General features: G+C 69.4%; 24 protein-coding genes. 11 read left to right on the plus strand and 13 right to left on the minus strand.

The features are described from left to right. The first annotated feature begins 281 nt into the window (after nt 1–281). Together HL658_RS24295 and HL658_RS24300 are read left to right on the plus strand one after the other, a co-directional pair. The gene (locus tag HL658_RS24295) at nt 282–1928 is read left to right on the plus strand and encodes a methyl-accepting chemotaxis protein (RefSeq protein ID WP_211109843.1); all 1647 of its coding nucleotides are present in this window, start codon (nt 282–284) and stop codon (nt 1926–1928) included. Between the two features lie 135 nt (nt 1929–2063). After that, entirely contained in the window at nt 2064–3233 is a 1170-nt protein-coding gene (locus tag HL658_RS24300) for a zinc-dependent alcohol dehydrogenase (RefSeq protein WP_180283719.1), read from the plus strand. 10 nt (nt 3234–3243) lie between these two features. On the opposite strand, the gene HL658_RS24305 is transcribed toward HL658_RS24300, so the two are convergent. Both HL658_RS24305 and arsC read right to left on the minus strand, forming a co-directional pair. Further along, on the minus strand, nt 3244–3633 hold the full coding sequence (locus HL658_RS24305; protein ID WP_180283720.1) for a hypothetical protein: 390 nt from the start codon (nt 3631–3633) through the stop codon (nt 3244–3246). A gap of 173 nt (nt 3634–3806) precedes the next feature. Next, nucleotides 3807–4151, minus strand: a complete 345-nt coding sequence (gene arsC / locus HL658_RS24310; protein ID WP_180283721.1) for an arsenate reductase (glutaredoxin) — start codon at nt 4149–4151, stop codon at nt 3807–3809. 121 nt (nt 4152–4272) lie between these two features. On the opposite strand from arsC, the gene serA reads away from it, so the two are divergent. Further along, nucleotides 4273–5511, plus strand: coding sequence for a phosphoglycerate dehydrogenase (gene serA, locus HL658_RS24315; RefSeq protein ID WP_180283722.1), 1239 nt, complete (start codon nt 4273–4275; stop codon nt 5509–5511). Between the two features lie 81 nt (nt 5512–5592). Continuing rightward, a complete protein-coding gene (locus HL658_RS24320; protein ID WP_180283723.1) occupies nt 5593–6318 on the plus strand; it encodes a hypothetical protein in 726 nt (241 codons plus the stop codon). 48 nt (nt 6319–6366) lie between these two features. Here HL658_RS24320 and HL658_RS24325 read toward each other — a convergent pair whose 3' ends face one another. Continuing rightward, nucleotides 6367–7728 (minus strand): globin-coupled sensor protein, encoded by a 1362-nt coding sequence (locus HL658_RS24325; RefSeq protein ID WP_180283724.1) that lies wholly within the window; start codon nt 7726–7728, stop codon nt 6367–6369. Nucleotides 7729–8037: 309 nt separating this feature from the next. Between HL658_RS24325 and mobA the strand changes: the two genes are divergently transcribed. Further along, a complete protein-coding gene (gene mobA / locus HL658_RS24330; protein WP_425485365.1) occupies nt 8038–8661 on the plus strand; it encodes a molybdenum cofactor guanylyltransferase MobA in 624 nt (207 codons plus the stop codon). A gap of 81 nt (nt 8662–8742) precedes the next feature. After that, complete coding sequence (locus tag HL658_RS24335) at nt 8743–9123, plus strand: hypothetical protein (protein ID WP_180283726.1); 381 nt, start codon at nt 8743–8745, stop codon at nt 9121–9123. Here HL658_RS24335 and HL658_RS24340 read toward each other — a convergent pair. Continuing rightward, a complete protein-coding gene (locus tag HL658_RS24340) occupies nt 9120–9398 on the minus strand; it encodes a hypothetical protein (protein WP_180283727.1) in 279 nt (92 codons plus the stop codon). The genes HL658_RS24335 and HL658_RS24340 overlap by 4 nt on opposite strands. An 88-nt stretch (nt 9399–9486) precedes the next feature. Here HL658_RS24340 and HL658_RS24345 point away from each other — a divergent pair, with 88 nt between their 5' ends. Next, the gene (locus HL658_RS24345) at nt 9487–10149 is read left to right on the plus strand and encodes a class II aldolase/adducin family protein (protein WP_180283728.1); all 663 of its coding nucleotides are present in this window, start codon (nt 9487–9489) and stop codon (nt 10147–10149) included. Between the two features lie 2 nt (nt 10150–10151). On the opposite strand, the gene HL658_RS24350 is transcribed toward HL658_RS24345, so the two are convergent. From HL658_RS24350 to HL658_RS24390, 9 genes are all read right to left on the minus strand, one after another. After that, entirely contained in the window at nt 10152–10796 is a 645-nt protein-coding gene (locus HL658_RS24350; RefSeq protein ID WP_180283729.1) for a DUF6134 family protein, read from the minus strand. Nucleotides 10797–10923: 127 nt separating this feature from the next. After that, a complete protein-coding gene (locus HL658_RS37320; protein ID WP_180283730.1) occupies nt 10924–12987 on the minus strand; it encodes an ATP-binding protein in 2064 nt (687 codons plus the stop codon). A 221-nt stretch (nt 12988–13208) separates the two neighbouring features. Further along, nucleotides 13209–13691: a F0F1 ATP synthase subunit B family protein gene (locus tag HL658_RS24360; protein WP_180283731.1), complete on the minus strand. Its 483-nt coding sequence runs from the start codon at nt 13689–13691 to the stop codon at nt 13209–13211. Further along, the gene (locus HL658_RS24365) at nt 13691–14326 is read right to left on the minus strand and encodes a F0F1 ATP synthase subunit B family protein (protein WP_180283732.1); all 636 of its coding nucleotides are present in this window, start codon (nt 14324–14326) and stop codon (nt 13691–13693) included. Before HL658_RS24365 ends, HL658_RS24360 begins: the two co-directional genes overlap by 1 nt. 150 nt (nt 14327–14476) lie before the next feature. Then, entirely contained in the window at nt 14477–14701 is a 225-nt protein-coding gene (locus HL658_RS24370) for an ATP synthase subunit C family protein (protein WP_180283733.1), read from the minus strand. A gap of 67 nt (nt 14702–14768) precedes the next feature. Next, the gene (locus HL658_RS24375) at nt 14769–15512 is read right to left on the minus strand and encodes a F0F1 ATP synthase subunit A (RefSeq protein ID WP_180283734.1); all 744 of its coding nucleotides are present in this window, start codon (nt 15510–15512) and stop codon (nt 14769–14771) included. 13 nt (nt 15513–15525) lie between these two features. Beyond that, nucleotides 15526–15897, minus strand: a complete 372-nt coding sequence (locus HL658_RS24380; protein WP_180283735.1) for an AtpZ/AtpI family protein — start codon at nt 15895–15897, stop codon at nt 15526–15528. Between the two features lie 184 nt (nt 15898–16081). Beyond that, nucleotides 16082–16687, minus strand: coding sequence for an SCO family protein (locus HL658_RS24385; protein ID WP_180283736.1), 606 nt, complete (start codon nt 16685–16687; stop codon nt 16082–16084). 90 nt (nt 16688–16777) lie between these two features. Continuing rightward, on the minus strand, nt 16778–17530 hold the full coding sequence (locus HL658_RS24390; protein WP_180283737.1) for a PhoH family protein: 753 nt from the start codon (nt 17528–17530) through the stop codon (nt 16778–16780). A gap of 361 nt (nt 17531–17891) precedes the next feature. Here HL658_RS24390 and HL658_RS24395 point away from each other — a divergent pair, with 361 nt between their 5' ends. The 4 genes from HL658_RS24395 (at nt 17892) to minE (ending at nt 20415) form a co-directional block, all read left to right on the plus strand. Then, the gene (locus tag HL658_RS24395; protein WP_180283738.1) at nt 17892–18134 is read left to right on the plus strand and encodes an SHOCT domain-containing protein; all 243 of its coding nucleotides are present in this window, start codon (nt 17892–17894) and stop codon (nt 18132–18134) included. 300 nt (nt 18135–18434) lie between these two features. Then, nucleotides 18435–19178, plus strand: a complete 744-nt coding sequence (gene minC, locus HL658_RS24400; protein ID WP_180283739.1) for a septum site-determining protein MinC — start codon at nt 18435–18437, stop codon at nt 19176–19178. 62 nt (nt 19179–19240) lie between these two features. Then, complete coding sequence (gene minD / locus HL658_RS24405; protein WP_180283740.1) at nt 19241–20056, plus strand: septum site-determining protein MinD; 816 nt, start codon at nt 19241–19243, stop codon at nt 20054–20056. Continuing rightward, nucleotides 20053–20415: a cell division topological specificity factor MinE gene (gene minE, locus HL658_RS24410; protein WP_180283741.1), complete on the plus strand. Its 363-nt coding sequence runs from the start codon at nt 20053–20055 to the stop codon at nt 20413–20415. The genes minD and minE overlap by 4 nt, the downstream gene beginning before the upstream one ends. Nucleotides 20416–20544 lie beyond the last annotated feature (129 nt).

A 20544-nucleotide genomic window follows, 5' to 3' on the forward strand; every position in this document is an offset into this window, starting at 1 on the left:
AGAAATCGGGATGGAACGATTCTTGTTCAGTGAAGAAATAATATGACAAATCTGAGAAATTTAAATATATGCGCCTGTGATCGGGTTTATTGGTAAAGAAAATCGCCTTTCGAGTAGAATATATTGAATTGCCTTTTTTGAATCACGGGGATTCTGCGCGACTCGCAGCGGACCGATGCCTTATCGTCTCGTTTCCAGCCATCGTGGGCTGGGCAAAAATGAGGTAGGGACGGGTCATGGGTCAGATTTTGAACAGGCTGTCCATCAGGACAAAGATCGGGATGTCCTTCGTGGGGGTTCTGATCATCGTCGCCGCCATGGGCATCTACATCAACGCCAACATATCCACCGTCCGCGAAACCAGCGCCTGGAACACGCACACCTACCAGGTTCTTGACGGCATCGATTCCGTGGTGGCCGGCATGGTCGGGCAGGAGACCGGTCTGCGTGGCTATCTGGTGGCGGGCAAGAGCGAGTTTCTCGATCCCTACCACGCCGGCGCCAAGCAGGCGGGGGAGGGGTTGTCGGCCATCAAGAGGCTGACGGCCGACAACCCGGCCCAGCAGCGGCGCGTGGACGAGCTCAAGGCGGCCATCGGGCGCTGGCAGAAGGATGTGGCCGAGCGGGAGATCGCCCTGATGGGCAACCCGGCGACGGTCCAGCAGGCGCGCGACATGGAGGCCGGCGGCGCCGGCAAGGCGGCGTTCGACGAGCTGCGCCGGATCGCGGCCGAGTTCCGCAAGGTGGAAAGCGACCTGCTGGCGGGCCGGTCGGCCGCGGAGACGGCGGCGCTGACCGACGCGTCGATGGGAACCTGGATCGGCATGGGGCTCGCGCTTACGGTGTCGGCCTTGCTGGGCTTCCTGCTGGCGCGCGGCATCAGCGTTCCGGTGCAGCGGATCACCGAGGTGATGACCCGGCTCGCGGGTGGCGACCGGGTGGTCGAGGTGCCCTCCCGCGATCGCGGCGACGAGATCGGCCGGATGGCGGCCGCGGTCCAGGTGTTCAAGGAGAACGCCGTCGAGATGGAGCGGCTCCGCGTCGAGCAGGAGGCTCTCAAGGCCAAGGCCGAGGAGGAGCGCCGGTCGGCGATGCTGCGGCTTGCCAACTCCTTCGAGTCGAGCGTGAAGGGGGTCGTCGAGACCGTCGCCACGGCCGCGACCGAGATGCAGGGTGCGGCAACCTCGATGTCCGCCACGGCCGAGGAAGCGAGCCGACAGGCCATGGTGGTCGCATCGGCGTCCGAGCAGGCGTCGGCCAACGTCCAGACGGTGGCGACGGCGACCGAGGAGCTTTCGGCGTCGATCCAGGAGATCGGCCGGCAGGTGTCCAGCTCGACCCAGATCGCCAGCCAGGCCGTGCAGGAGGCCAAGCGCACCGCCGACATGATGGCCGGCCTGGTCGCGGCCGCCCAGCAGATCGGCGATGTCGTCGGGCTGATCAACTCGATCGCCGGGCAGACCAACCTGCTGGCGCTCAACGCGACCATCGAGGCGGCACGGGCGGGCGACGCCGGCAAAGGCTTCGCCGTCGTCGCGTCGGAGGTGAAGGCGCTGGCCAACCAGACCGCCAAGGCGACCGACGACATCCAGGCGAAGGTCGGCGAAATCCAGGCCGCGACCGGCGGAGCCAAAACCGCGGTCGAGAGCATCGAGGGCACCATCCGGCACCTCAACGAGATCTCCGCGGCCATCGCCGCCGCCGTGGAGCAGCAGGGGGCGGCGACGCGCGACATCTCGTCGAACGTTCAGCAGGCCGCCCGTGGGACGCAGGAGGTCAATTCCAACATCGCCGGTGTGAACCAGGCGGCGGCGGACACCGGGTCCGCGGCGACCCAGGTGCTGGGCTCCGCGAACGGGCTGTCCAAAGGCGCGGCGACGCTCCGTCATGAGGTCGAGGCGTTCATCTCCACCATCCGCGCCGCGTGATGGAGAGCGGCCGGGGCGCTCCCGCGGGCGCCCCGGTGCCTCCCGCCCCCCACTGAGCGGAAGACCAGCTCCGGAACCGGATCCGGAACGCCGCGGTTCTCTTCCCGACGCGATCGACGCTGGGGGAGAACGGCTATGAAGGCCCTGTGCTGGCACGGCAAGAAGGACATCCGGTACGACACCGTTCCCGACCCGACGATCGAGGATGCGGGCGACGCGATCATCCGGGTGACGAGTTGCGCCATTTGCGGCTCGGACCTGCATCTCTACGACGGATTCATGCCGGGCATGGAATCGGGCGATGTGATGGGCCACGAGACCATGGGCGAAGTGGTCGAGGTCGGGCGCGGCGTCACGAACCTGAAGAAGGGCGACCGGGTCGTCATCCCCTTCACCATCATCTGCGGCGAGTGCGACCAGTGCCGGCGCGGCAACTTCTCCGTCTGCGAGCGCACGAACCGCAATAAGAGCGTCGCGGACAAACTGTTCGGCCATACCACCGCGGGGCTGTTCGGCTACACCCACCTGACCGGCGGTTACGCGGGCGGGCAGGCGGAATATCTGCGGGTTCCCTTTGCCGACCACACCCACATCAAGGTGCCCGAGGGGCTGAGCGACGAGCAGCTGCTGTTCCTCAGCGACATCTTCCCCACCGGCTGGCAGGCGGCGGCCCAGTGCGACATCCAGCCGACCGACACGGTGGCCATCTGGGGCTGCGGCCCGGTCGGGCAGATGACGATCCGCAGCGCCGTGCTGCTGGGCGCCCGCCAGGTGATCGCCATCGACCGGGTGCCGGAACGGCTGACCATGGCCGAGGCGGGCGGGGCCACCGTCATCAATTTCGAGACCGAAAGCGTCGTGGAGCGTCTGGCCGAGCTGACCGGCGGCATGGGGCCGGAGAAGTGCATCGACGCCGTTGGGATGGAGGCGCACGCCACCGCCACCCTCGATTCCCTGTACGACCGCGCCAAGCAGGCGGTGATGCTGGAAACCGACCGCCCGCATGTGCTGCGCGAGATGATCTACGTCTGCCGCCCCGCCGGCACTCTGTCGATCCCCGGCGTCTATGGCGGGTTGGTGGACAAGATCCCGTTCGGGGCGTCGATGAACAAGGGGCTGACCTGGCGCATGGGGCAGACCCATGTGAACCGCTGGACCGACGATCTGCTGAAGCGGATCGAGCGGGGGCAGATCGATCCATCCTTCGTGATCACCCACACCGTGCCGCTCCAGGAGGGTCCCGGCATGTACAAGACCTTCCGCGACAAGCAGGACGGCTGCGTGAAGGTGGTGCTGAAGCCCTGAGCGCCGCGGGTCAGACCGAGACGCTGCTGACCAGCGAGCCGGCGGGGGCGCCGGATTCGGCGCGGCGGTAGGCGGCGATGGCGGTGTCCCACGGCTCGATGGTCAGGCCGCTGCCCAGCATCTCCTGATGGATGGCCTGTGCCATGAAGGCGGTGCTGGGCCCGGCCGTGGGGGTGGCGGCGGAGCCGGTGACCGGACGATCGGCGTTGCGGCCGGCATGGCCGCCGTCGGACGCGGTGCCGTCCGCTTCGCCCGAGCGGCCGCGGGCGGCGGCACCGGCGCTGCCGCGCGCACCTTGCAGCGCCTCGTCCGTGGCCTCGACTTCGGGGCGGGAGCGGCGCTGTTCCTGGCCGGGAATCGGGCGGACGGGGGTGACGGGCAGGGCGTCGCTGGTCAGCAACTTCCGAATCACCGCCAACCCGGACTGGGTCGGCGGGGATGAGGGAGGCGGAAGGGCGGCGATGCTCGACACGGGCGTGGCGGAACGTTGAGAGGTTCAGCGATCCTGTCCAGCTTGCCGGGCAACGATGACCGGAATCTTAATTACGCAGGCCGCGACGGAACCCTGCGATTTCACAGGATCTCCAGCACCGATTCCGGTGGGCGGCCGACACGCGCGTGATCGCCGGCGACCACGATCGGCCGCTCGATGATGATGGGGTTGGCGACCATGGCGGCGATCAGGGCGTCGTCGGGCAGGTCGGGGGAGACGCCGGCCTCCGCCGCCTCCTTGGCGCGCAGGATGTCGCCCGGCCGCTTGCCCAGCTTGGCGAGGATGGCGGCGAGCCCTGCGGCGGTCGGCGGGGTCTTCAGATACTCGATCACGACGGGCTCGAGTCCGCGCTGGCGCAGCAGTTCCAGGGTCTGGCGCGATTTGCCGCAGCGCGGGTTGTGATAGATGGTGACGGTCCCGGCCATGACGATCCTCCCGCTTCGTTGCGTGTCTGGCATACCGCACCGCCGAAGGCCGTGACAATGGTCCGTCACGGCGCTACTTTGCGCCGCGTTCGAACGCCCACCACCAACACGGGTGCCCGCCGTGAGCAAAGTCTCCAAGCCCAGGGAAAACATCCAGGTACTCCTGCTCGAGGGTATCCACGACAACGCGGAACGGGAATTCAAGGAGCGCGGCTACAGCAGCGTGACCCGCCTTCCCCACGCGCTGGACGAGGACGAGCTGGTCGAGCGGATCGGCCAGGTCCACATCCTCGGCATCCGGTCGCGCACCCAGCTCACGGCGCGCGCGCTGGAAGCGGCGCAGCGGCTGTTCTGCGTCGGCTGCTTCTCGATCGGCACCAACCAGGTGGATCTCGCCGCGGCGCGCGACCGCGGCATCCCGGTGTTCAACGCCCCCTATTCCAACACCCGTTCGGTGGCGGAACTGGCGATCGGCGAGATCATCATGCTGATGCGCGGCATCCCCGACAAGTCGCGGGACGTGCACGCCGGCGGCTGGTCGAAGTCGGCCAAGGACAGCTACGAGATCCGCGGCAAGACGCTGGGCATCGTCGGCTACGGCCACATCGGCACGCAGGTGTCGGTGCTGGCCGAGGCGATGGGCATGCAGGTGCGCTTCTACGACGTGGTGAAGAAGCTGGCGCTCGGCAACGCCCGGCCCTGCAACTCGCTGGAGGGGCTGCTGGAGGTCTCCGACGTCGTCACCATGCATGTGCCGGAGACGCCGCAGACCAAGGGCATGATGGGTGCGGCGCAGTTCGCCGCCATGAAGAAGAAGAGCTTCTTCCTGAACCTTGCCCGCGGCACGGTGGTGGATGTGGGCGCCCTGGCCGACGCGCTGCGCAGCGGCCGTCTGCTGGGAGCGGCGGTGGACGTGTTCCCGGAGGAGCCCGGCAGCGACAAGGAGGAGTTCGTGAGCCCGCTGCGCGGTCTGCCGAACGTCATCCTGACCCCGCACATCGGTGGCTCCACCGGCGAGGCGCAGGCCAACATCGGCACCGAGGTGTCGCAGAAGCTGACCGAGTATTCCGACAACGGCTCGACCCTGGGGGCGGTGAACTTCCCGCAGGTGGCGCTCCCCGTGCGTCCCGGCTCCACCCGTTTCCTGCACGTGCACCACAACACGCCGGGCGTGCTGAACGGCATCTTCAAGATCCTGGAGTCCCACAACCTGAAGGTCGCGGGCCAATATCTGCAGACCGATCCGAAGCTCGGCTATGTCGTCGTCGATGTGGAGGGGCACCATGAGAACGACGATCTGCGGGCGCAGCTGCGGGCGGTCGGCGGCACGCTGAAGATGCGTTTCCTCTACCCGTCCTGACCGGTCCGGCGGGCGCCGGCGACAGCGCCCGGTACCCCACTTGCCCTGGCGCGGGGGATCGCCGACATTCCGGGTATGCCCATGCGTCGTAGACCCGCCTGCACCTTTGCCCTGCCGCTGCTCGCGGCCGGTGCGCTGTGGCTATCGACGGCTCCGGCCCTGGCCGGCGTGGTCTGCCCGGCCTTCGATCCGCCGCGGGTGAAGGTCACGCCGCAGATCGCCCCCCTCCTCCGCGACCACACGCGCACCATCGCCGAACTGGCGACCATTCCCGGCCGCGCGCCGGGACCGGCCGGGCGGTCCAACGGCCACATCCTGGGGCTGGCGCACGCGCGCTACGGCGAGGAGTCGCAGTTCCGGGCCATGTTCCGGTCGCTCGCCAACGGCGACGTGTGCGGTGCCCCCGCCACGTTGGCGGTCACCTTCGGCTTCCAGGAGCGCCGCCTCTTCGTGGCGCGCGAACTCCCGCGGGAAAGCTGCATCCACGGCGAGGTCCTGAGGCACGAGATGAAGCACATCGCCGTGGACGAGATGCTGCTGAAGGAGTTCATCCCGCGCATCCAGCAGCGGCTGGAAGCGGTGGTGCAGCGCGTCGGCACGGTGCGGCGGCGCACCCAGGAACAGGCCATGGCCGCCATCCGCCAGCCCATCGACGCGGCCTTGAAACTGGCGATGCAGGAGTTCACGCGCGAGCGCGACCGCCGTCAGCGGCAGGTGGACAGCGCGGAGGAGTACGCCCGGGTCACCCGGAGCTGCGGCGGCGAACTGACGCGCTATCTGCCGAAGGCTGGCAAGCCGCGTATGTAGGGCGGCGCCTGCACCGGACGCCGCACCGGATCCGGCGCCGCCCTCGTCTCAGGCGGCGCGCACCGTGGACAGGAAGGCGCCGACCTCGTGGCGCAGGCGGGATGCCTCGTCGGTCAGGGTGCCGGCGGCACCCAGCACCTGGGTGGCGGCAGCCCCGGTCTCGGTCGCCGCCCGGTTGACCTCGCCGATCACGGCGGTGACGGACTGGGTGCCGTGCGCGGCCTGCTGGATGCTGCCGGCGATCTCGCGGGTGGAGGCCGACTGCTCCTCGACGGCGGCGGCGATGCCCGACGCGATCTCGTCCATGCGGCCAATGGTGCGGCCGATCTCCTGGATGGCGCCGACCGCACCGGAGCTGGACTGCTGGATCTCCGCCACCTTGGCCTGGATCTCCTCGGTGGCCTTGGCGGTCTGGTTGGCGAGCTGCTTCACCTCGCTGGCGACGACCGCGAAGCCCTTGCCGGCCTCCCCGGCGCGCGCGGCTTCGATGGTGGCGTTCAGCGCCAGCAGGTTGGTCTGACCGGCGATGGAGTTGATGAGGTTCACCACATCGCCCACCTGCCGCGCCGCGGCCGCCAGTGCCTCCATCATGCCGTTGGTGGCGGAGGCCTGCCGCACCGCCTCGCCAGCGATCGCGGAGGAGAGATGCACCTGCCGGCCGATTTCCAGGATCGAGGCGTTCAGCTCCTCCGTCGCCGCGGCCACGGTGCTGACGCTGGCCGACGCCTCCTCCGCCGACGAGGCGACGGACATCGCCTGCTGCGAGGTCTGCTGCGCGGTGGCGGACAGGGCGGACGCCGCCGCCTTCATGTCGCCGGCCGAACTCGCCACCGCCTCCACCACGCCCTTCACGCTGCGCTCGAACTGGTCGGCGAGGCGGGTCATGGCGGCCTGCCTGGCGGTCCGCTCGGACAGGGTGTAGGTCTCCAGCAGCACCTCCAGGTCGAACCAAGCCATGCTGTCCAGGGCTTGCCTCAGGGCATCCCGCTCCTCCCGCTCGCGGCGTCCGGAGCCGAAGAAGCCGCCGGTCCGCGGCGAGTCCAGCCCCAATTCGCGGGCGATGGCGCGCGACACCGTGTGGTGGCAGACGGCCACGGCGTAGGCGGGAACCCCGTTCTCGTAGAAGGCTATGGCGAGCCGCCGCGCCGAGTCTTCGAATCCCTCATGCACCTGCCCCGACACCACCCGCACCCAATGCTCCACGCGCACCTTGTGGACATTGGGATTTCGGAGCGCCGCCTGGATCTCCGGCCAAGCCGCGAACAGCCCGTGCCAGGTCTCCAGCAGCGCGGGCAGCTTCCGTTCGGCCCAGTCGCGATGCCGGCCCAGCCGGCGAACAAGCGCATCGTCGATCCCGAAAACGGCAAGGCGTGAGCGGTGATGATCGCTGTCGGTTCGGGTATTCGTCATGATCGGCGCTTTCCTCGGCGTGCGTGGGCTGGTCAGGCGGGCGGCGTCCGGTCCGTTGGTGGCGGGCGGGACGATATAACAGCTTGAAATACGTGTTTGCGGGCTAATTAGATTGCCTATGATGCGAAAACTTTATGCCAATGCAATGCGGAATAGAGGCCTGCATACCTGGGTATGATAGCCGATCTTCCTCAACCGAAAGTCATAAATGCCTATGACGGTGCGGCCTGTGACAGCCTATTGCCGAGGCTCCGCGTACCAGTCACTCTGAGGGTCATGAACCCACAGCCGGACGTCACAGGGGCCAGCGTGCGCGGAATTGTCGCGGGCGTGCTGCTGGCCGGCGGCCTGTCGCGCCGCATGGGCGGCGGGGACAAGTGCCTGCGCCGGCTCGGCGGCAGCACGATTCTGGAGCGCATCCTGGCGACGGTGCGGCCGCAGGTCGGGCCTCTCGTGCTCAACGCCAATGGCGACCCGGCGCGCTTCGCCGCGTACGGCCTGCCGGTCGTGCCGGATGTGGTGGAGGGCTTCGCGGGGCCGCTGGCCGGCGTGCTGACGGGGTTGGAATGGGCGGCGGAACAGGCGCCAGGCTGCCGCTGGGTGGCGAGCGTCGCCACCGACTCGCCCTTCCTGCCGCCGGATCTGGTGGACCGGCTGCTGCGCGCGGTGGAGACGGACGGGGCCGACATCGCCTGCGCGCGGTCGGCCGGTCGGGACCATCCGGTGTTCGGCCTGTGGCCCGTGGCGCTGGCCGCCGACCTGCGACGGGCGCTGGTGGAGGAGGGCGTGCGCAAAGTCGCCGCCTGGGCCGGCCGTCACCGGCTGGCCGTCGCCGATTTCCCGGCCAAGCCGGTCGACCCCTTTTTCAACACCAACCGGCCGGAGGATCTGGAGGAGGCCCGGCGGATGGTCGCAGCCGGGCTGGTCGCGTGATCACGCGGTTGCGTGCCGGCACAGCCGGTGGCATGCAGCGCTGAACGCGCCGGTGGCGCCGCAGGGCAGGGAGGGACGGCGATGGACGACGAGGGCAAGGAGACGCCGGCGGCGCGCGCGCTGACCGAGGGGGAGCTGTCCGGGGCCAGCGTGGAGGCGCTGATCGTCCGCTACCACGACGCCCGCCGCAACGCCGCCCTGGCCCGCGCCCGCGCCGACTACCAGGACGCCAACAACGCCCACCGCGAGGCGGTGCAGCACGAGCGGCTGGTCGCCGCCGGCGACAAGATGCCGCAGGCCGAACGCAAGGCCATCGTCGAGTCCAACCCCGAGGTTCTGAAGGGCCGGCAGCAGAGCATCGTCCGCGCCAAGGAAGCCGCCCTGTGGAGCGCCGAGGCCGAGGCGCTGCGCCTCTACATCCTGGCGCGCGGGCGGATGGCCGGTGGCGAGGATGCCGGTTAGGAACCGAGGCGCGTCCAGCGCCGCCGCGCCCGCCGCAGCACAGCCGCCAGCATCGCCGCGGTGAGGACGGCCAACCCGGCCACCAGCATCAGCAGCCCGACCGTGAAGGCGGGCGGCATCTCGCCGATCACCCGGCCTTCGGCATCCAACCGCTCGACCGGGACGAGGAGCACCAGGATCGTGCCGGCAAGGCCGATCGCGGCGAGGCCGGCTCCGGCGAAGCCCAGCCAGCCGATGACGCCGATCCGCCGACGATGGGACCGTCCCCGTGCCACCGCGAGCCTCCCGCGACCTTTGTCGCGCGGAGTGTAGCCGCTCCGGCCCAGGCTTGACAGCGGGGGCGGGGCGTGGCTCGTTCGGCGCATGACGACCGCCGACGACCTCCCCCTCCGCCGCGCTATCATCGACACCTGCCTCGCCATGAACCGGTCGGGCGTGAACCAGGGGGCGTCCGGCAACCTGTCGGTCCGCCACGGCGACGGGCTGCTGATCACCCCGTCCGGCCTGCCCTACGACGAGACGGAGCCGGAGGACATCGTCGCCATGGGCTTCGATGGGGCGTGGTCGGCGCGCGAGGGGCGGCGGCCCTCCTCGGAATGGCGCTTCCACCGCGACATCCTGCAGGCGCGGACCGACGTGGATGTGGTGCTGCACGCGCACCCCACCTTCGCCACCGCTCTGGCGGTGCACGGGCGCGGCATCCCCGCCTTCCACTACATGGTGGCTCTCGCCGGGGGCGATTCGATCCGCTGCGCCCCCTACGCCACCTTCGGCACGCAGGAACTGAGCGACCACGCGCTGGCGGCGCTCGACGGGCGGATGGCCTGTCTGCTCGGCCATCACGGCATGATCGTGCTGGGCCGCAACCCGAAAGCGGCGCTGGCCTTGGCGGTCGAGGTCGAGACGCTCGCCCGGCAATACACCTACGCCCTGTTGCTGGGCGATCCGCCCCTGCTGCCCGCCGACGAGATCGGGCGGGTGGCGGAGAAGATGCGGCGGATGAAGTACGGCCAGTCGCCGGACTGAGACTATTTCAACGCGTAGGTGATGTCGTAGCCGCTGCGGCGGAAGCGCGTCATCAGGAGGGTGCCGTCGTCGGCGTACCAGAGGTCGCGCTCGACGTCGCCGTCGATGCGGTGGTGCTGGGCGTCGGTCTTGCGGCCGGCGGCCTCCACGGTCTCGCGGCCGACGGGTCGCGCCGCCACCCGGTAGCGGCTGCCGTCGATGACGGAGAGCAGCAACGGATGCTTCAGCACCGCCGGCGTCCACAGGGTGAGGGGCAAGGCGTCGGCGGGAAGGTCGGCGTCCTTACCGTCCGCGGTCAGTCGGAATCCGGCACCGGCCCGGCGGAGCTCCAGCCTGTGGGGCGTGCCATCATCGTCGGTGCTGGTCGTGACCGAGACCAGCGTGCCGCCCTCCCACAGCTCTTCGCGCTTGTGGTCGTAGCGGAAGGTGATGAACAGCATCGTCACCCGGGTGCTCGCCTCGACCGTCACACGGGTGCGGGGTCCCTGACGCTCGATCGTGACGGTTTCCGTGCCGATCGGGTCGTCGCCCATCAGGATGCGGTAGGTGAGGGTGCGGCTGTCGCCGGCGGCCAGGGCGGGGGTGGCCGGCAGCAGCGACAACAGGGCAAGGGCGAGGGCGGCGCAACAGGCGCGCGTTCTGGTCATGCGTTCCTCCCGGTTCCGCGGCGGCTCTCGTGGCCGCTCGTTCGGTGCGATGGGGCGGAAGCGTAGTGTTTGATGACGTTTACGTCAACGTCAATGACTCGACCACATGAGCGCGCCCATGTCAGGGTCACGCGGCGGGCAGCGTCTCCATCACCGTCAGCAGGGGCCGGCCGGCGGGCTGGTCAAGGGCGTCGATGCGCAGGCGGCGACGCCCGTCATCCTCCCGATAGACGGCCGGCAGCAGCACCGTGACACGGGTTCCGCGGCCGGGGGTGCTGGCCAGCTCGATCGCGCCACCGAGCATGGCGCAGTAATGCGCCACAAGGGTGAGGCCGAGCCCGGCGCCGCCCTTGCGGGCGCCGTTCACCGTGCTGCCCTTCACGAAGGGCTGGAAGAAGCGTTGCGCCTGCTCCGGCGGGAATCCGGCACCGGTGTCGGCGACGGCGAAGCGCAGCCAGGAGCGGCCGTCGCGCTCCAGGCGCTCCGCCGACAGGACGACACGGCCGCCGCTGGTGTGTTTGCAGGCGTTGTCGAGCAGGTTCAGGAGCACCTGCCGAACCTTGCCGAAATCCGACTGCATGCCGCCCAGGCCGGGGGAGGCGGCGACTTCCAGCTCGTTGCCGTGCAGGTCGGCCAGCGGCATCAGCCGCTCGCGCACCTCGGTGGTCAGCCGGCCGACGTCGAAGTCCTGCAGGCAGATGTCCATGGTGCCGGCCTCGATCTTCGCGTAGTCGAGGATCGAATCGACGAGGCCGACGAGCTGCTCGCTCGACCACTGGATCATGTCCACGTCGTTGGCGAGCTCGCCGACGCCGAGCCGGTGCAGCTCGCTCATCAGCGACTGGCTGTGGTGGACGATGTCGGTGAGCGGGCCGTGCAGCTCGTGGCCCATGTTGACGAGGAAATCGGTCTTGGCGCCGTTGGCGGCCTCGGCCCGCTCCCTCTCGTCGATCAGCTCCTGCTGAAAGGCGTCGGCCTCCCGCCGGAGCCGGTCCAGGTCCGCCTCGGCGAGCGCGCGCCTCTGTTCCTGCTCCTCCGCGACCGCGCGCAGGGCGAGCACCGACCGCGAGAGGTCGCCCAGCTCGTCGCCGCGCACCAGGGCGGGCAGGGCGACGCCGCTGCCGCCCGCGGCCAGCGAGGTGACCGCCGTCGCCATCGCCCGCATCGGCCGGCTGACGCTGCGCACCACGTACCAGACCGTCAGCAGCCCGACCAGCACCACCACACCGCCGATCCACAGCGCGATGCGCAGGTAATCGGCGCTGCCGGCCGCCAGCCCGTCGCGCAGGGCCGCCGCGTCGGCGTCGGCCCGATGGCGCAGCGCGGCGCCATGCTCGGCCAGCGCCGCGGCGTTGGGCAGAAGCGCGTCGGCGCGCACGGAATCCTCCGCCACCAGCAGCTCCTCCACGCGGTCGAGCGTGGCCGCGGTCGCGGTCAGCAGCCCGTCCACCTCGGTGATCAGCTTCTGCGTGCCGGGCACCCACAGGTAGCGGTTCATCTCCACCAGCCGGCCGCGCGCGGCGGCAAGCTGGCCGCGCATGCGCTCACCCTCCACGGCGTCGCGCCGCTCGACGAAGCGCACGAGGTGATCCTGCATCAGCGTGACCGCGATGGCGGCGTCGCCGGCCAGCGTCGCGGAATCGATGCCGCCGGAGGCCTTCAGCGCGCCCAGCCGGTCGCGGATGGTCTGCACCTGCGGTTCGAGCTGCCCCGAGAGCAGGGCGGTGCGCTCGCGGCGCAGGTCGAGGATGCGGCCGACGCCCGTCCAGTAGGCGCCGAGCGCAGCGCGGGCGCCTTCCACGTCGCGTCGGTCGTCGGCGTCGGTGGCCTCCGCGCCAAGCCGCTCCAGCGCACGCTCCAGCCCGTCGCGGGCGTCCTGCGCCGCGCCGAGGCTGTCGGGGTCGCCCTCGGCCAGATGGTCGCGCACCGCGACCTCCAGCCCGCGCAAGGCGACGTCGATCTCCGCCGCGCTCTGCGACAGGTCGGCCGTGCGGGAGAAGGAACCGACATCGCGGCTGACCCCGTAGAGCGTCGCCACCCCGGTCAGGGCCAGCACCAGCACCATCGCCAGGGCGAGCAGGAAGCCGAGCGCGATCCGGGCGGTGACGGACAGGTCGTTGAGCCGCGCGCGCAAGCCGCGCGCGCCGGACTTGGGGCCATCCAGCCGGGGCAAGGCGCCGTCCACCGTCACACCGTCTCCCGTACGCGCGTCCTCGCGCGTGGCTTGCCACCGGACCGTTCCGGTTCCGGTCAGATCCCTCGCCCGCCAAGACGGGCCCCGCCTGGACTGGATACGTCGAACGGGTGTGGCGATTGTACCCCGCCCGGCCCCCATCCGGAAACAAAGAAAAACCCCGGCGCGGGTGCACCGGGGCTGTTCCTGTCGGGGGACCTTGCGGGAACCGTCCCTAGTCAGTGCAGCGCCTTCGGCAGGTCGGCGATGGCCTGGTCTACCAGAGCCTGCTGGCGCGCCTCGTCCATGCCCTCGGTCAGCAGACGCCGGCTGGCGGCGACCGCCAGATCGACGGTCAGGTTGCGGACCTCGGCGAGCGCCGTCGCCTCGGCCTGGGCGATGCGGTCCATGGCCTGCTGCTCGCGGCGCTTCAGCGACGCCTCGAGATCGGCCTCGGCCTGCTTGCGCAGGCGCTCGGCTTCCTCGCGGGCGCGGGCGACGATCTCCTCCGCGTCCTTCAGAGCGTCGCGCTGCTTGCGCTGGTAGGTGGCCAGCGTGCTCTGCGCGTCCTCGCGCAGGCGCTGCGCCTCGTCCAGCTCCTGGCGGATGCGCTCGGCGCGGCTGTCCAGCATGCCGGTTCCCATCGCCCACACCTTGCGGCCGACCAGGGCCACGAAGATGACGAAGGAGACAAGGACCCAGAATTCGGCGGTGTAGAACATCAGCCGCGCTCCTCCATCACGGCGGCCACGGCCGCCTCGGCCTTGGCCGGATCGCTGTCGACACCGGCGAGTCGGGCGGCGACGTCGCGGGCGATGTCCGCCGCGGCGGAGCGGACGTTGGCGACCGCGTCCTGCTTGGCGGCGAGGATGCGGGCCTCGGCCTGGCGCAGCCGCTCGGCGACGTCGGCGGCCAGCTGCTGCTGCCGGGCGCTGTTCGCCGCATCGATCTCCGCCGACGCGCGGCCGATCTCGGCCTGCGCCTTGGTGCGGGCCTCGGCGAGCGACTTCTCGACGCCGGCCATCACCGTCTCGGCCTCGTCCTTGAGGGCGCCGGCCTTGCCGAGGTCGCGGGAGATGCGTTCCTGACGCTCCTCCAGCACCTCCGCGACGCGCGGCAGGGCCTTCTTGGAGAGCAGCCAGTAGAGCGTGATGAAGGTGACGGCGAGCCAGAAGATCTGGGTCGGGAAGGTCGCCGGATTGAGCTGAGGCAGCCCGCCGCCGCCATGCTCGGCGCCGTGCGGCGCTTCGGCGGTCGCCGCGAGCGCGCTGCCGGCGGTCACGGTGAGAGACGCGAGCGCAACGCCCGCGATGCCCGACCACCGGTGAGGCCGCACCAGGGCCAATAGGTTCGGCATGATCGGTCCCCCAAAGGCATAAGAAAACGGCGCCGTCACCCGACCACCCTTTGGAAAAGCCGGCTCCGTGCTGGACACGGGGTACCGGCTTCCGCCGGTGGTCGAGGACCGGCGCCGAATCGCAAACCGCGTATCGCGTCCGCGTCGGCCTTAGGCGAACAGGATCAGGAACGCGATCAGGAGCGCGAAGAGCGCCACCGCTTCCGTCAGCGCGAAGCCCAGGATGCCGATCGGGAAAACCTTCGGCTGGACGGCCGGGTTGCGGGCGACCGAGCTGATCAGGTTGGCGAAGATGTTGCCGATGCCCAGACCGACACCGGCCAGGGCGACCACCGCGAGACCGGCGCCGATGTACTTTGCGGCTTCAGCTTCCATGATACTCTTCCTCTTCTTTCGATGATCGGTTTGTGAAGGGACGGGTGACGACGGGTCGCGGACGCTCTCAGTGCAGTTCGAGCGCGTCGCGGATGTAGAGGCAGGTCAGGATCGAGAACACATAGGCCTGCAGGAACGCAACCAGGAACTCGAAGCCGGTCAGCGCGACGTTGAGCGCCAGCGGCACCAGTCCGACCGCGAAGCCGAGCGCGCCCAGCGCCGAACCCATGAGCACCGTGAAGCCGGCGAACACCTTCAGCATCGTGTGGCCCGCCATCATATTGGCGAACAGTCGGATGGAGAGGCTGACCGGGCGCATCAGGTAGGAGATCACCTCGATCGGGATCAGGATCGGGGCGAGGAACATGGGCACGCCGTGCGGCATGAAGAAGGTGAAGAAGTGCATCCCGTGCTTCACCAGGGCCAGGATGGTCACGAACACGAACACGGCGAAGGCCAGCGTGAAGGTGACGATGATGTGGCTGGTGAAGGTGAAGGTGTAGGGGATCATCCCGATCAGGTTCCCGAACAGCACGAACATGAAGATCGCGAACACGAACGGGAAGTAGGGACGGGCGTCATGCCCCGCGTTGTCGCGCACGAGGTTGGCGACGAACTCGTAGAACATCTCGGCCATCGACTGCAGCCGGCCGGGGACCAGCGCGCGGCGCTTCATCCCCTGGACCAGCAGCGCGTAGATCAGGCCGGCGGCCACCGCCATGAACAGCGACGAGTTGCTGAACGACACGTCGTAGCCGGCGATGACGATTTGGAGGATGGGATTGATCTGGAACTGGTGCAGCGGATCCAAGGTCGTTCCTCGCTCACAGTGCGTCGCCGCCGTCGGGGCGCCGGGGTTCGTTCTTATTGACCCGACCGTAGCCGGGGGCGAAGCCGAGCCCGGAAACGGCCCGGTAGACATTCAGTACCCCCGCCGCGGCGCCCAGGAAGAACATCCCGATCAGGCCCCAGGGCGAGGTGCCGAGCCAGCGGTCGATCAGATACCCACCGCCGACGCCAACGATCATGGCAGCCACCAACTCCGCCCCGATGCGAAAGGCCACCCCGATCGGACCCTGGTTGGCCCGGTCGAGACGGGAGCCCTTGCCCGCGCTGCGGGCGAGTTCTCCCCCGCGCGCCTTTCTCAGCCGGGCTTCGAGCTCATCCAACGAATGAGGGGGCTTGTCCTCGGTCATACCGCTTCGGGTTCCCCGTCGGCTCGCCGCCACGCGAAAGCGGCGAGACCATACGGGCGGGGCTCTACCCTGTCAAGCGGCAAAACCTCTCGCCCAAGTGCTTGAATATGCTGGAATTCCAGCGTTGTCGCCGCGGTTGGCGGGGGCTGCGTCGCTTGGTCCCGCCGGCCGCGCATCGGGTTGGTCAGCCGGCCAAACGTTTTTTCAGGTCGTCGGCGATCGCCTCCGGCTTGGTCCCGGCGGGGTAGACGCCGCGGAACGAGCCGTCCGGACCCATCAGGTAGATGAAGGACGAATGGTCCATGGTGTAGTTCTCCGGACCTGCGTCCTTCACCGGCACCTTGGCGTAATAGACGCGGTAGGCCTTCGCCACCGCGGCCACCTGCTCGGGCGTACCGGTCAGCCCGACCAGCCGTGGGTGGAACAGGCCCACATAGCCGGCCAGGTGTGGCACCGTGTCGCGCTCCGGATCGACCGAGACGAAGAGCGGCTGCACCTTGTCCGCCGCCGGGCCCATGGCGTCGAGCGCCTGGCTGATCACCGACAGCTCGGTGGGGCAGACGTCCGGGCAGTAGGTGTAGCCGAAATAGATCAGCTCCCAGCGGCCGCGGTAGGTGGTGTCGGTGACCGTCTGGCCGGTGTGGTCGGTCAGGGTGAAGGGACCGCCCACCGCCGCACTGCCGGCGGAGGTCATGGTTTCGGCCATCCTCACCTGGTACCAGGCGATGCCCGCCGCGATGGCGAGCCCCGCGACCGAGGCGAGGGCGATGCGGATGATGCGCGCTTTCATGCCGCAGTAGTGGGGGGTCGGGCGCGCGCGGTCAAGGGGGCGGAACGTCGATGCCGGGACGGGCGCCGTCCCGGCATCGACGCGGTGCGGCTACAGCACCGTCAGCATGCTGGCCACCAGCGGGTGGCGGACGATGTCGCGGTCGGTCAGGCGGACGACGGCGATGCCGTCCACCGCCTCCAGCCGCCGGGCGATGTCGGCGAGGCCGGAGAGGTTGTCGAGCAGGTCGGTCTGGTCCGGGTCGCCGGTCAGCACCATGGTGGAATGCCAGCCGAGCCGGGTCAGCAGCATCTTGATCTGCGCGTAGGTGCAGTTCTGCGCCTCGTCGATGACCACGAAGGCGTTGTTGAGGGTGCGACCGCGCATGAAGCCGACGGGGGCGATCTCGATGGTGCCCTCCGCCATCAGCGCGCGCAGCCGCTTGCCGCCGAGCCGGTCGGCCAACGCGTCGTAGAGCGGGCGCAGGAAGGGCGCCATCTTCTCGTGCATGTCGCCGGGCAGATAGCCGATGCTCTCCCCCGCCTCGACCGCCGGGCGGGACAGCACGATGCGGTCGACGCGGCCGGCCTCCAGCGCCTCCACGGCCGAGGAGATGGCGAGGTAGGTCTTGCCGGTGCCCGCCGGCCCCAGAGCCACCACCATGTTGTGGTCGGCGATCGCCTCCATCAGCGTCTGCTGGTTGGGGCTCTGCGGCTTGACCTTCCGGACATAGCTCTGGTCGCGGCGGTCGTCCCCGCCCAGCGGATCCCAGCCGGCGGGATTGCCGGAGCGGGGGAACAGCGGGTGGACCTTGCCGTCCGGAACGGACGCGACGGCGCTGCCCTTGGGCTGGCGTTTGGCCATATCGCTCTCCTCATGAAATGGGGATGGGCGCTGGTCACCGGGCACAAAAAAACCTCCCGCAGGGGGAGGTTCGTGACGATCCGCGATGTCGGGAGCGGGCCGGCGTGCCGGTGCGGGGGAGCCATCCGTTGCCGGCCGCCGCGCGGGCGGGTCGGTGAGACGGGGGAAGACGGACTCAGCGTTCACGCCGGACCTCGCCGCGGGATGGACCTCGTGACACTTAACATAAGCGGTCAACCCCGGCCCGTCAGCCGGAATTGCGGTCGCCAAAAAAGATTAATACAAGATGTTGTGGCTTTGCCGCAGTGGGAGCCGCAGTGGGGGGCCGCAGTGGGGGGCCGCAACGACGATGGAGGCGGGCATGGCGAAGAGGTTCACCACGGTGTGGGGGGACGGTGCCCGGCCACCGGTGCGCGGCGTGGCGACGCGCCCGGCGGCGGCCGGCGCCGAGACCGACGCGGAGAGCGGCAGCGGCGACGACACGCTGCGCCAGTCGCTGCGGGCGCTGCGCGCCATGCGCGACCGCGGGCTGATGAGCGAGGAGGAGTACGAGCGCCACCGCGCGGACACCGTGGCGCGCGCCGGACGGCCGCAGCCGGGCTGAATTCCCTTTGCTCCATTCGTGCGGTTTCGGTACTATTTCTTGTGGGAGCGCTGCGATTCCGGCGCAAGACTTTGGAGGTACACCGTCCGATCAGGGCGGGATACCCATGACGGACGGATCCCGCCCGGCGCGGCATTCCGGACCATGGATATCACCCCGCCGGCCGTGCGAAGCTCTTGAACGGATCGGCGGCACCCTCTAGAAGGCGCACGGAGTCGGTTCGCCGCGGGAAGGCAGGGGGTTGGCCGTTCGGCCCGGCGGCAGGGCAGGCGATCGGCAGGAACAGTCAAGGTGGTGGCGGTGAACAGCGCCAGTCAGGTCGCCGAACGGGACGTGCCGTTCCAGTTGCGTGGGAACTCCTTCACCATGATGGTGCTGAAGGTGCTGGACCCCGCGTCTCCCAGCTTCTTCCCCCTGCTCGGCGGCAAGGTCCGCCAGGCGCCCAACTTCTTCCGGCACGCGCCCGTCGTGCTCGATTTCGAGGAGCTGGCCGGGCTTGAGGGCGGCTTCGACGTCGCCGCTTTCGCCCAGGGCGTGCGCGAGCACCATCTGCTCCCGGTCGGCTTCCAGGGCGGATCGCCCGCCGTGCAGCAGGCGGCACTCGCCGCCGGGCTGGTGCCGATGCCGGCCGGCCGCGCCGCCAAGCTGGAGGTGGCCCGCCCCGACGCGCGCAGCGCCGCCCCGCAGCCGGCGGCCCCGCCGCCCGAGCCGGCCTTCCGCCCGGCCCTGATGATCACCGAACCGATCCGCTCCGGTCAGCAGATCTATGCGGAGAAAACCGACCTGATCGTCACCGCCGCCGTCGGGCACGGGGCGGAGGTGCTGGCCGACGGCAACATCCACATCTACGGCCCGCTGCGCGGCCGGGCGCTGGCCGGCGTCTCGGGCGACGGCGCCGCGCGCATCTTCTGCCAGAGCCTGGAGGCGGAGCTGGTGTCGATCTCCGGCCTCTACCAGGTCAGCGAGGACATCGACAAGGCGGTGGTGAAGAAGGCGGTGCAGATCCGCCTGAAGGACGGGTATCTGCAGATCGAGGCCATGTGACGGGCCACGGTCGGGCGTGTGCTGCGGTGTCGGGGAAACTCTAGGATAGTGGGAGACGCTCTTTGAGCAAGATCATCGTCATGACCTCCGGCAAGGGCGGCGTCGGCAAGACCACGTCGTCCGCCGCCTTTGCCACCGGGCTGGCCCTGCGCGGCTTCAAGACGGTGGTGATCGACTTCGACGTCGGCCTGCGCAACCTGGACCTCGTGATGGGCTGCGAGCGCCGGGTGGTGTTCGACTTCATCAACGTCATCAACGGTGAAGCGAAGCTGAACCAGGCGCTGATCAAGGACAAGCGGGTGGAGAACCTCTACATCCTCCCGACCTCGCAGACGCGTGACAAGGACGCGCTGACCAAAGACGGGGTGGACCGCATCCTGAAGGAGCTGGTCAAGGAGTTCGACTACGTCATCTGCGACAGCCCGGCGGGGATCGAGAAGGGCGCCCTGATGGCGCTGTACTTCGCCGATCACGCCATCATCGTGACCAACCCCGAAGTGTCGTCGGTGCGCGACAGCGACCGCATCCTGGGCGTGCTCAACGCCAAGTCGCGCCGCGCCGAGCAGGGGATGGAGCCGGTGACCCAGCAGCTCCTCCTCACCCGCTACGACCCGGAGCGGGTGGAGAAGGGCGAGATGCTGAAGGTAGATGACGTGCTGGAGATCCTGTCGATCAACCTGCTCGGCGTCATCCCGGAAAGCCAGGCGGTGCTGCGAGCCTCGAACATCGGCATGCCGGTCATCCTCGACGAGAAGTCCAACGCCGGCCAGGCCTATCTGGACGCGGTCGGGCGCTTCCTCGGTGAGGATGTCGAGCACCGCTTCGTGAAGCCCGAGAAGAAGGGGCTGTTCAACCGGCTCCTGCGGAGGAGCGCATGAGCATCTTCAACTTCTTCCGCTCCTCGGCCAAGACTCCGGCGACCCAGGCCAAGGAACGTCTGCAGATCGTCATGGCGCACGAGCGCGTCGGACGCTCCGGGCCGGATTATCTGCCGATGCTCCAGCAGGAGCTGCTCGCGGTCATCGCCAAATATGTGGACATCGACCAGAACAAGGTCGAGGTGAAGCTGGACCGCGGCGGCGACTGTTCGACCCTGGAGGTCAACATCGAGCTGCCGCAGCCCGACCAGGAGCGCAAGCCCGACGGCAAACCGGCCAACGCGGAATCCAAGCCGCCGCTGAAGCAGGCGGCGGCCGGCGGTGCCGCCCTGACCAAGGGCGGCATCAAGCGCCGCTGACCGGCCCGTGCGGCGACGTGCCCGGCGGTGTGGCCGGAGCCCGCCCCCTCCGGCCGGGTTTACGCCCGACCGCGCAGGCGGTATCTGTTGGTGAGCGCGCCGGGCGGTTTTTCGCGCGCCGACAGGGGG

It is taken from the genome of Azospirillum oleiclasticum, assembly GCF_013423485.1.
Lineage (GTDB): Bacteria > Pseudomonadota > Alphaproteobacteria > Azospirillales > Azospirillaceae > Azospirillum > Azospirillum oleiclasticum.